Genomic DNA, 10,822 nt, shown 5'->3' on the forward strand with positions numbered 1-10,822 from the left:
GTGGGGTGGCGACGACGACGTCGGCGGGCGGGGCACCCCGGACCAACGGGGTGCCGGCGCCGGCCAGGGCGGCCCCGGTGACCTTCCCGGGGTTCGGGTCCGCGAGGGAGACGGTGATTCCGGCGCGGGTCAGGACGAGGGCGAGGGATGTGCCGATCGGTCCGCAGCCGATCACCGTGGCGCGGCGGAGCGTGCTGTTCACAGGTCACCTCCGGTGGGCTTTCGGTGGGGGGAGCGGCGGTCGGGTGTCCCGGAGCCGTTCGGTGGATCCGTCAGTCGTGGCGATGACCCGCGAACTGACCGGGGGACCTGCCCTCACCGGCGGGACCGCGGTAGGCCTGGGCGATGTCCAACCAACGGTCGGCCTCGTCGCCCACGGCGGTGAGGGAGAGGTCGTCGCGGTGGCGGCGGCGGGTCACCAGGAGGCAGAAGTCGTGCAGGGGGCCGGTGATGCGCTGCGCCGCATCCTCGGGGCCGAAGGCGAGCACCTCTCCCGACGGGCCGGTGAGTTCGAAACGGAACGGCTCGGTCGGCGGCGTCAGACCCCGGGACAGATAGCCGAAGTCGCGGGTCAGGACGGCGAACCCCGCCAGGTGACGGAGTCGATCGGTGGGTTCCCGGTGCACTCCCAGGGCATCGGCGATGTCCTGCCCGTGGCCGAAGAGCTCCATGATTCCGGCGGAGGCGAGGACGGCCGGGGGCAGGGGGTTGACCAGCCACGGCACCACCGTGTTCTCGGGCACGGCGGCCAGCGCCTCGACCGAGGCGTCACCCTCGCTGCGGAAGCGGGCCAGGAGTTCCCGGGGCGGGAAGCCGTTGAACTGTTGGAGGGCGGCGTTGACCGCGCCGTCGAAGTTCTGCGCGGCTCCGGCGGCGATGCCCCGGAAGGTGTCGGGGTCGGCGGCGGCCGTCTTGGCCAGTCGGAAGATGAAGGTGAGATGGGCGACCTGATCGGTGATCGACCACCCGGGGGCCGGGGTCGGCTTCCGCCAGTCGGCCTCGTCGAGGTCCCGGACCAGGCTCTCCACCTCGTCGATGTCGGCGGCCAGTGCCTTGAGCACGTCGTTCAGGGTGTCCATGTCCTCACTCGCTTTCGAGATTGCATTGCGTGAAGCAACCCACTGGGGCTGCATGGTCCTTTCAAGCAACCCACTGGGGTTGCCCGGTCTCCTCGAGGAAATCCACGGGGCGCGGGGCGCGGGGAACGGTCAGACCCCGGCCGGGGTGCGGAGCAGGGGCAGATCGACCTTGGTACCGCTCTTGTAGCCGGTGGGCGTCGGAGCCCCGTAGGTGACGGGGACGCCCCTGTGCCGCGCGGCCTGCACGATGCCGGGGACGGCACGCTCGGCGAGGGCCGCGATGGTCATCGCCGGATTGACGGTCAGCGCGCCGGGGACCGCGGAGCCGTCGGTGACGAAGATCCCCGAATGGCCTCGCAGTTCGTTGCGGTCGTCGAGGGCGGAGGTGCGGGGGTCGTCCCCCATCCGGCAGGAGGCGAGCGGGTGCACGGTGTACGCGCCGACCAGATCGTTGGTCCACGGCATCACCTTCGCGAGACCGTCCTTCTCCAGGATCTCCTTGACCTCGGCGTCGGCCTGGTTCCATCCGTGCCAGGTGTTCCGTGTGGGCTTGTAGGACAGGTTTCCCCGACCGAGCATCTGTTGGGAGATGCGGTGCGCGTTGCCGGTGGCCGGCGGCGGGCCGAAGACCCCCTCGTTGTCGTCCTCGGTCATGGAGAAGATGGTCAGCCAGGACTTCCAGTTCTTGAGGATCTCCTTCTTGTCCCTGCCGAACCAGGTGGGGCCGGTGGCGTCGGGCGCCTGGGCGAGAATGGTCCCCAGACCGGGAGGGAAGTACAGCTGCTCCAGGGAGTAGCGGGAGTACTCGGGCAGGGAGCCGTCCAGCTTGTCCCAGCTGGCCACCGTCGGGCCCTTGCCGATCTGGTTGGCGGCGTACGCCGGCCCGTCGCCGCGGGACAGACCGAGGATCTCGGCGGCCTTCTCCTCGTTGATGATGGCCGTGTTGAGGCGCTCGCCGTTGCCGGAGAAGTACCGGCCGACCGCGTGCGGCATCGTGCCCAGGTGCGTCTCGCTGCGCTGGAGGATGACGGGGGTGGCGGCGGCGCCCGCCGCCAACACCACGATCTTCGCCTCGATCACCCCGGAGCCGTTCCGCAGGCGGTAGTCCTCCTCGTGGATGATGTCGAAGTGGATCCGGTAGTTCCCCTCGGACGTGCGGGTGAGGTGCTGCACCTCGTGCAGCGGACGGATCTCCGCCCCGTGGGCCAGGGCGGCCGGCAGGTAGTTGACGGTCAGTGACTGCTTCGCCTCGAAGCGGCAGCCGGCCATCATCCAGTTGCAGTTGACGCACTTGGAGTTGTCGATGGCCACGGCGAGGGGGTTGGCGGTGCGCCCGGCGTGGTCGCAGGCGGCGGCCCACAGGCCGCCCGCGTAGCTGACGTCGCTCCAGTCCTGCTTGGTGACCGACAGCGATTCCTCCAGGCGGTCGTACCACGGGTCCAGGGTGTCGCGACTGACCGAGGCGGGCCACATGCGGCGACCGATGCTGCCCCTGCGGTCGAAGACGAACCGGGGGGCCCGGGGCATGGCGGCGAAGTAGACGACGCTGCCGCCTCCCACGCAGTTGCCACCGAGCACGCTCATCCCGTCACCGACCACGAAGTCGAAGGCCCGGGTGTAGGAGGAGCCGAGCTTGTAGTCGTGCTCGAAGTCGTTGCTCTTCAACCAGGGGCCGCGCTCCAGCACGGTCACCTTCGCCCCGCCGGCGGCGAGGTGGTAGGCGGCGATCGCGCCGCCGAAGCCGCTGCCGACCACGAGGACGTCGGTCTTCTCGATGGCGGTGCTCATGCCGGGCTCCCGGAGGGTGTGGTGTCGGGGTGGAGGCGGGCGAGTCTGCGGCCGTAGCCGTGGTTCTGAAAGCGCCACAGGCCGTCGGCGTCGGGCTGGGTGATGCCCATGGCGCGGAGCCCGGGGTGCCCGTTGGCCAGGGCCTGGGCGGTGTGCAGATGGGCGGCCGAGTCGAAGGCCATGTTGCAGAAGAGGGAGAGCAGTACCCAGAACTCCTTTTCCGGGTGGTCCGGCCGGGTCAGCCGGGCGACGAGCTCCGTGCGCTGGGAGAAATCCAGGGAGACGAAGGGGGGCACGGTCGGATCGAGTTCCACGCCGGCCTCCTCGGCCCACTGCGTCGCGTGGTCGTTGGCCAGTGCCGCGAGGTCGTCCAGCCCGTCGTGGATGCCGGTCGCGTCCCAGCGGAGCAGTTCCAGCGCTCCGGCGGCCACGGAACCTCCGCCCGTGGCGGCCCCGGCCACGGATCGGTCACCGGGCCAGCGCTTCTCGCCGGGAACGATCGTGTCCGCGAAGGCCTCGAGCGTGAGTGTGGCGTCGTGGGTGGTCCTCGGGATCGGGGTTGCTTCTGCCTGCTGCAACTCGGCCTCCGGGTGGGAGAGAAGGGAATCGCTCGGTGTGACGTGAGAAGGACGCTAGACCTGCAAAGTCCTTTCAAGCAACCAAGCCCCGGTGTTCGAGGGAACACGCGAGTTTCTTCAAGGGACTAACCGGAGTGGGGGCGTCGTCGTCGCGGTGATGGCTTTAAAAACCGATCGCCCGGTACGCTTTTCGCGACTGCCCGTCTCGGCGCATTCACGGATTCTTTCTGCTGACACAGGACGGCCTGGTGACGGGTCGTCCCGAGCTCACCGGGGGGAAGGTTGGAGAACACCGACAGAACCCTGGCGCTTCCGTCGAACTTCACGCACACAGTGCGGATAGAGGAGTTGCTCCCGGCTGATTCGCCACGATTGAACGGGCTCGACGAGATACATGTCGAGCGACTTGTCGAACTCTACGCATCGCTGCCACCCGTCCTGGTGCACCGGACGACCATGCAGGTGATAGACGGAATGCACCGTGTCGCGGCCGCGAAAAGAAGAGGACTGGAAACCGTTGAGGTGCAGTACTTCGACGGCGCCCGGGAAGAGGCGTTCATCCGCGCGGTGGCGGCCAATGTCGCCCATGGGCTGCCCCTGTCGACGGAGGACCGCAAAGCGGCGGCCTGTCGCATCCTGGGCACCCATCCGGGTCTGTCCAACCGGGCCATCGCGGCCTGCGCGGGCCTGGACGCCAAAACGGTGGCCACCATCCGCCGGCGTTCACCAACCGATTCTCCGCGGTCGAACATCAGAATCGGTACCGACGGCAGGATCCACCCGCTGGACCGGACCACGGAGCGGCTGCACGCCGCGGAATTGATGACCCGTCACCCGGACCTGCCGCTGCGGGCCATCGTCAAGGAGACGGGCCTGTCACTCGGCACCGCCCACGACGTGCGCCAGCGTCTGCTGCGCGGGGAGGAACCGGTCCCCACGAGCCGTCGACGCCGACCCGTCGGGGACACACCCCCGGCCTCCTCCGCCGCGGAGCGGGCGGTCACGGGCGGGACCGCCGGCCCCGCCCCGGATGACACCGGGCCCGGTGGGGCGCCCGCCCGGAGGGCGGGGACCGTGAGCGCGACCCACGCCCTCTCCGGTCGCACCCGGTCCTCCATGGAAACCCTGCGACGACTCGCCAACGACCCCTCCCTGCGCCACTCGGAATCGGGTCGGCATCTCCTGCGCTGGCTCCATACGCATTTCATCGTGGACGACGCCTGGCGGCAGCGACTGGAGGCAGTGCCACCGCACTGCACGGCCACCGTGTCCGAATTGGCCCTGCAGTGGTCCCAGACCTGGAAACGCTTCGCCGATGAACTGTCCCGAAGCCGTCTGACAGACCGGACAACCCCGCCCGGGCTGCGCGCGACTTCGGAAAGTCGTGATTGACATCACCCATTGACAGGAGAAACAGGTGACCACCCCCACCGTCGAACACGCTGTCCGTCGGGTGATCGATGACATGCACACCAACCTCGGCCTGGAAATCACCATCGATGACATGGCCCGCACGGCGATGTTCAGCAAGTTCCACTTCACCCGAATATTCCGGGACGCCACAGGGACCTCACCGGGACGATTCCTCTCCGCTCTGCGGCTGCAGGAGGCGAAGCGCCTCCTGATCGAAACGGATTTCAGCGTCGCGGACATCAGCAGCCAGGTCGGTTACAGCAGCGTCGGCACTTTCAGCTCCCGCTTCAAGGCGTGTGTGGGCATCTCCCCCAGCATGTTCCGGGAGACGGGGGGGTTCCTTCCCCGGCTCGAGACCGATTCACACGGCACATCCGCCTCTCCCCGCGCCACGCTGCGCGGTCGGGTGCAGACAGCCGGCGAGCATGCCCCGGGTGCCTGCTTCGTCGGTCTGTTCCCCACCCCGATCCCCCAGGGACGACCGGTGCGCTGCGCCGTCCTGGACGGGCCGGGCGCCTTCGAACTGCGGGACGTCCCCACCGGAACCTGGCATGTGCTGGTGCACTCCGTCTCCTACGGCGCCGAACACCTGCCCCCCGGCCCGGACCGCGAGGACACCATCTCCGTCGGCCGGTACGGGCCGGTCACCGTGGCGGACGGCACCCTGCTGATGCCGGCCGACATCACGCTGCACACGCCGGACGCCCTGGACCCACCCGTGTTGATGGCCCTGCTCGACCTGCGCACCTCCGCCCTGGAATCGCGCCCCCGGCCCAGGGAGGTCGCCGGCGCCCTGACCAGCTGATCCGCCCCGGGGCGGGATGGGGCCGCACTCCGCGGCGTGCGGCCCCATCCCGTTGCGGGCGGACCGGAACCGATCCGCCCGCAACGCGCCCTCATCCCGGGAGGCGGACCGTCATCGGCAGCCCGCCCCGCATCCGCAGGGACATCATCGGCTCGGCGATCCCGCGGTGCCCGGGGACCACCCCCAGATCCAGGTCCCGGGTGACCAGGGCCGTCACGAACACGGCCTCCATCATTCCCAGGCCGCTCCCCACGCAGAACCGAGGCCCCGCGCCGAAGGGGATGTACGCGTACCGGGGGCGAGTGGCCATCCGAGGTGGGTCGAAGCGGTCCGGTTCGAACACCTCCGGGGACTCCCACAGCTCCGGATGTCGGTGCAGGGTGTATGGACTGACCAGCACATCGGCCCCGGCGGGCACGGTGAACCCGCCGACCTCGTCGGGGGCCTGCGCGACCCGCGGCAGGATCCACACCGGCGGGTACAACCGCATGGCCTCCTGGACGACCCGGGTGGTGTACGTCAGCTTGTGCAGGTCCTCCGCATCCGGCAGTCGGCCCCCGGCCAGTACCGCCGCGGCCTCCTCCCGGACCCTGTCCCGGGCCCCGGGGTGCCGGGCGAGCAGCAGCAGCGTCCAGCCCAGCGTGCTCGCCGTCGTCTCGTGCCCGGCCAGCAGCAGGGTGATCAACTCCTCCCGCAGCCGCTTGCGGCCGATGGCCGGGGAACCCCGCTCCCGGGCCGCGAGGATCATGAGGGAGAGCGCGTCCTCGGGAGTCCCCCCGTCACGCATTCGGGCGGTGCGGTCGGCCACCAGGGCGTCGACGGTGCGTTCGAGCTCCCCGCGGGCCCTGCGGAACCGCCGCTGCACGGGCAGCGGCGCCCACGTGGGCACCAGGCCCTGCGTGACCATGTCGAACATCGCCTGGTCCTGAACGGCCTCGAAGGCGTGGGCGATACCACCGTGCCCCTCCAGATCCGTGTCCATCAGGGTCCGGCCCAACACGCCGAGGGTGAGGCCGGTGACCTCCCGCAGGACATCGATGGGAGGCCCGCCCGCCCGGCTCCGCAGCAGGTCGACCAGTTTTCCGGCCTCCTCGGCGACCGCTCCGGCCTGTGCGGTGATCCGCCCCGGCCGGAACGCCGGTTGGACATTGCGTCGCTGGGCGCGCCACACCTCGCCCTCGCCGGTGAGCAGGCCGTCACCGAGGATCTTGCGGGACTCGACCAGACCGATGCCCTTGTGATAGTTGGCGGCGTTGTCGGCCAGCACGTGCTTGGCGTAGTCGGGCCGGTTGAAGATGTACATCCTCTTCGGCCCCACGGCCACCCGTACCGCGTCACCGAGCGCCGCCGCGTCCCGCATCATGCCGAGCCGGTCGACGGCCAGCTTGCGCAGCAGGCCGGGCAGGGCCCGCACCGGCGGGCCCGGCGGATGGCCGCTCACGGAGCACCTTCCCGGGACGGGGGGACGAGCTGCCGGAAGGCACCCCGGTGGAACACCAGGGGATCCCGGTCCGGCAGCTCGTCGAGCGTGAGGACACGGCCCAGGTGGATGGCGTGGTCCCCACCGTCGTACGTACGCCACTTCACGCACTCGAAGTGCGCGACCGCCCCCGCGATGAGGGGGGCGCCGGCGGCACGGCCCGGCAGCCAGTCGACGGCGTCGAACTGGTCGGCGCCCATGGGCCGGGACCGGTTGGCGAAGTGGCGGGCCACATCCTCCTGGCCGGCCCCGAGCACCGAGACCGAGAAGGTCCCCTCCTCGGCGAGCCTGCCCTGCATGACGGCTTCCCTGCCGACGCACAGCAGCACCAGCGCCGGATCCAGGGAGACGGAGGTGAAGGAATTGGCCGTCATCCCCCGGGGCGAGGCACCGCCGACGGTCACCACCGTCACCCCGGTGGCGAACGCGCCGAAGGCTCTTCGCAGCCGTGCGGGGTCTGCCGCCGGGTCGGCGCCGTGTTCCGGCGGCGCGACGATGAGGCTGCTCATGACGCTCTCCCCACCGGCGTCCGACCCCGGGCCGTGTACGGCTCCAGGGCACGGGCCAGCGCCTCGGGTATGAGCGAGGGGACGGTGGCGGTGTTCGGTCCGCGCATGCACGCGATCCGCTGCCGCCCCCGGGCGATCAGGGTCTCGGTACCGTCCCCGTCCACCTTCACGTAGTCGAAGGAGAACTCCAGCTGCGTCCGGCCGAGCTCGGCCAGCCGCATCCGGATGGACAGCTCGTCGAAGGCGGTGATCTCGGCGAAGAACTCGCAGTCCACCTTCAGGGTGAACAACTTCAGGTCGTCCTGGACATCGGCCAGGACATCCGGTGCCTTCTGCTTGAGGAACAGCTCCCGGCACCGCCCCTGCCAGCGCAGATAGTTCACGTAGTAGACGTTGCCGACGAGGTTGGTCTCCTCGAACCCGACCGTGTGCCGGTACTCGAAGTAGTCTTCTCCCATGGTCAGTTCCGCCCTTCGGAATGGGGGGTGGCGTGGGTGAGGAAGGCGAAGACCGCCGGTTCCAGGGCGTTGAGGAGTCCGGTGACGAAGGTCGCGATGCGCAGCTCACCGGCGGCGAAGACCACCCAGGCGTCCCTGCGCCGGGGCAGCACCGTCAGCGGCGCATTCGTCAGCAGGCCGGCCTTCCGCAGACACTCGATGGCGCTCCACACCCGGGTGGCGGCCGTGTCGGGGGCCTCGCCGGTCTCCCCGGCGACGAGGTCGGCCACGGCGGTGTGCTCGCCGAGCAGGCCGCCCCACTCCGCCGCCGGACGCATGACGACCGCCTCGATGTCACAGGCGACCTCGGACTCGGCCACGGCGCTGAGCGTGACGCCCAGGCCGTGGGAGGCCGAGACGTGTCGGCCTCCGTCGATCTCGGGTCGTCCGTCCGGGCGGTGCCGGACGGTCACCGCGGTACCGATGGTGCGGGACGCGGCGGTGCTGGTGAACTCCCGGCGCTCGGTCCGGGAACCGGCCGGGGCGTCGCCGTGCGGTTCGACCGCGACGGCGATCCGACTGCCGAGCACATCCTCCAGCGTCCGTTCCAGGTACGGGCCGAGCAACGGCGCGACCCACGGCCCGGCACCGTCCGTCTTGCGGACCGCGTGCAGGGTCAGGCCCTCCCAGCGCTCGACCACGGTGCCCTCCGCGTCCCTGACCGCGATGTCGTACACGTAGGTGTCGCCGTCACGGCTGCGTTCGACCGCGCAGTAGCGCAACTCCTCGGGGACGTGCGAACCGGCGCCGAGCGGATGGATCCGCTCCACCCCCGAGGGCAGCAGGGTGGCGTCGGGGACACACACCTGGTTGCCGTGCATCAGCGCGTCCCGCATGCCGGGATCGGCCAGCAGCAGCTCGCTCGGCAGGAAACCGGCGAACCAGCCCTCCGGTCGGGTCCGGACCGCCACGTCCGCGTCCACGTGTCGTGCCGAGGCGCGGTGGAAGCGGCGCAACCGCTGGAAGCGGGGCCCCTGGAAGAGGAGGTCGCCGTACAGCTCGGACTGCGGGTCGAGCGGGACCGCCGGGGTCCCGGCGGCGGTTTGCAGCGGCGGCCCGTCCGGCACCGGGGCACCGGAGTACACCAGGCGGGCCCGGAAGTGCTCGGCGACGAAGCCGGTCTCCTCGGCGTGGATGGCGACATCCACGGTGTCGGTGTCGGTGACGGTCGCGGCGATGCGGATCGTGGTGCTTCCGTTCGGCGGTACGACGATGGGCCGCAGGAACCTGGCCCCCTCGATCACCGGTGTGCCCTCGGCCCCGCCGACCGCGGCCGCGACCTGGGCCATCGCCTCCATGCCGAGCACCGCCGGCATGAGCAGGTTGCCGTCCAGCAGATGATCGGCGAGGTAGGGGTCGGTACCGGCGTTCAGCTCCACCTCGGTGACCAGCTCCACCCCGTGGTACCGGATCAGCGGGGTGCCCGTGAACCGCAACAGCGGCAGGGCCGGCAGATCCCGCCGTACCGTCCCGATGCCCTCGGTGCGTCCGCTGATGACCGTCACCACCGGCGCGTCGGGGTCGGAGATCAGTCGCAGCAGGATCTCCACCCCCTGGTCGGGCGAGACCGGGGTGATCCCCTCGCGGGACAGCGACTCGACGACCGACAGCTTCTCCCCCATGCCCACGCCGGACCACACCGACCACTCCATGCACCGGGCACGCAGCCCGGGATGGGCGCGGGCGACCTCCTCGGTGAGGTCGGCCAGCCACTCGTTGGCGGTGGCGTAGTGGGCCTCGCCGCGCAGTCCGGCACGGCCGATGATGCTGCCGAAGGTGACCAGCAGCTTCAGGTTGCCGGGCCCGATCGCGTCGAGCACCGTGCGCAGGCCGTCGACCTTGGGCGCGAAGGTCCGGCGGAAGTCGGCCGGTTCCAGTGAGTGCAGCGGGCCGGGCTCGTTGCGTCCGGCACCGTGCAACAGCCCCGTGATCGGGCCGAGCGCCTCCTGCAGCTCGGCGACCGCCGCCCGGACCCGCACCGGATCGGTGACGTCGGCGCGGGCGTAGCGCACCGTGACACCGCTGTGGTCCATCCGGGCGAGGTTGTCGGCGAGTTCCCGGTCCGCGGCGGGGTCGGACCTGCCGAGCACGGCCAGTCGGGCCCCGGTCCTCCGGGCGACGGCCAGGGCGCACTCGGCGGAGATGCCCTTGCCCCCGCCGGTCACCAGCAACACGTCCGAGTCCTCCAACGGACTGTCCGTGCGCTTTTGACGTATCGGCAGGGCCCGCAGCGTCGGGACGCGACGCACGCCGTCGGACCCGTGGTGGACCTCGGTGAATCCGGAGGTCGCGGCCACCTCGGCCACCACCCGGGCGACGGTGTCCTGTGTCAGCACCGTATGGACGACCGTGGTCCGCAGATGGGGCGCCTCCTGGTGCAGCGTTTTGGCGAGTCCGGCCGCGCCGGCACCGTCCTGAACGAGGACGAAGCGGCGATCCCGGCCACCGGCCAGGGCGCTCTTCGCACCGGCGAGTGCCTGATCGATTTGCTCGCGGGAGCAGGGGGAGGGCAGGCACACCAGCACGCCCGACCCGACCCCGGCGCCCTGCAGTGCCTCGCGCAACGCGCCCGCGTGCCGGTCTCCGGCGGGGGCGAACAGCTCCCAGCGACCGTCGTCCCCGGGCGCGGCGGCCCGGGGCGGGGGGACCGCGTCCAGGTCGACGGAGAAGGGG

General features: G+C 70.8%; 10 protein-coding genes. 2 read left to right on the forward strand and 8 right to left on the reverse strand.

The window, feature by feature from the left end; genetic code table 11:
- From FNQ90_RS04410 to FNQ90_RS04425, 4 genes are all read right to left on the reverse strand, one after another.
- A partial coding sequence (locus FNQ90_RS04410) for a 3-hydroxyacyl-CoA dehydrogenase NAD-binding domain-containing protein (RefSeq protein WP_267133014.1) occupies positions 1 to 202 on the reverse strand: 202 nt, incomplete at its 3' end.
- Between the two features lie 70 nt (positions 203 to 272).
- Positions 273 to 1,079 carry a TIGR03084 family metal-binding protein gene (locus tag FNQ90_RS04415; RefSeq protein WP_182605059.1) on the reverse strand — a complete coding sequence of 269 codons (807 nt, stop codon included), beginning with the start codon at positions 1,077 to 1,079 and terminating at the stop codon, positions 273 to 275.
- A 129-nt stretch (positions 1,080 to 1,208) separates the two neighbouring features.
- A complete protein-coding gene (locus FNQ90_RS04420) occupies positions 1,209 to 2,867 on the reverse strand; it encodes an FAD-dependent oxidoreductase (protein WP_182605060.1) in 1,659 nt (552 codons plus the stop codon).
- Positions 2,864 to 3,421 (reverse strand): DUF5987 family protein, encoded by a 558-nt coding sequence (locus FNQ90_RS04425; RefSeq protein ID WP_143617933.1) that lies wholly within the window; start codon positions 3,419 to 3,421, stop codon positions 2,864 to 2,866. The genes FNQ90_RS04420 and FNQ90_RS04425 overlap by 4 nt, the downstream gene beginning before the upstream one ends.
- Before the next feature lie 306 nt (positions 3,422 to 3,727).
- Between FNQ90_RS04425 and FNQ90_RS04430 the strand changes: the two genes are divergently transcribed.
- Complete coding sequence (locus FNQ90_RS04430) at positions 3,728 to 4,837, forward strand: ParB/RepB/Spo0J family partition protein (protein WP_182605061.1); 1,110 nt, start codon at positions 3,728 to 3,730, stop codon at positions 4,835 to 4,837.
- Positions 4,838 to 4,862: 25 nt separating this feature from the next.
- Positions 4,863 to 5,663 (forward strand): AraC family transcriptional regulator, encoded by an 801-nt coding sequence (locus tag FNQ90_RS04435; RefSeq protein WP_323379772.1) that lies wholly within the window; start codon positions 4,863 to 4,865, stop codon positions 5,661 to 5,663.
- A 91-nt stretch (positions 5,664 to 5,754) separates the two neighbouring features.
- Here FNQ90_RS04435 and FNQ90_RS04440 read toward each other — a convergent pair whose 3' ends face one another.
- The 4 genes from FNQ90_RS04440 to FNQ90_RS04455 form a co-directional block, all read right to left on the reverse strand.
- A complete protein-coding gene (locus FNQ90_RS04440; protein WP_182605062.1) occupies positions 5,755 to 7,104 on the reverse strand; it encodes a cytochrome P450 in 1,350 nt (449 codons plus the stop codon).
- Complete coding sequence (locus FNQ90_RS04445; RefSeq protein ID WP_182605063.1) at positions 7,101 to 7,652, reverse strand: flavin reductase family protein; 552 nt, start codon at positions 7,650 to 7,652, stop codon at positions 7,101 to 7,103. The genes FNQ90_RS04440 and FNQ90_RS04445 overlap by 4 nt, the downstream gene beginning before the upstream one ends.
- Entirely contained in the window at positions 7,649 to 8,110 is a 462-nt protein-coding gene (locus FNQ90_RS04450; protein ID WP_143617929.1) for an acyl-CoA thioesterase, read from the reverse strand. Before FNQ90_RS04450 ends, FNQ90_RS04445 begins: the two co-directional genes overlap by 4 nt.
- Positions 8,111 to 8,112: 2 nt before the next feature.
- A partial coding sequence (locus FNQ90_RS04455; protein ID WP_182605064.1) for an SDR family NAD(P)-dependent oxidoreductase occupies positions 8,113 to 10,822 on the reverse strand: 2,710 nt, incomplete at its 5' end.

Origin of the sequence: Streptomyces alkaliphilus, from assembly GCF_014141535.1 — a bacterium.
Classification (GTDB): Bacteria; Actinomycetota; Actinomycetes; order Streptomycetales; family Streptomycetaceae; genus Streptomyces; species Streptomyces alkaliphilus.

Excerpts from the sequence above, each read along its gene's own strand:
- FNQ90_RS04420 (WP_182605060.1), bottom strand. The coding sequence starts at position 2,867 with ATGAGCACCGCCATCGAGAAGACCGACGTCCTCGTGGTCGGCAGCGGC.
- FNQ90_RS04415 (WP_182605059.1), bottom strand. The coding sequence starts at position 1,079 with ATGGACACCCTGAACGACGTGCTCAAGGCACTGGCCGCCGACATCGAC.
- FNQ90_RS04450 (WP_143617929.1), bottom strand. The coding sequence starts at position 8,110 with ATGGGAGAAGACTACTTCGAGTACCGGCACACGGTCGGGTTCGAGGAG.
- FNQ90_RS04445 (WP_182605063.1), bottom strand. The coding sequence starts at position 7,652 with ATGAGCAGCCTCATCGTCGCGCCGCCGGAACACGGCGCCGACCCGGCG.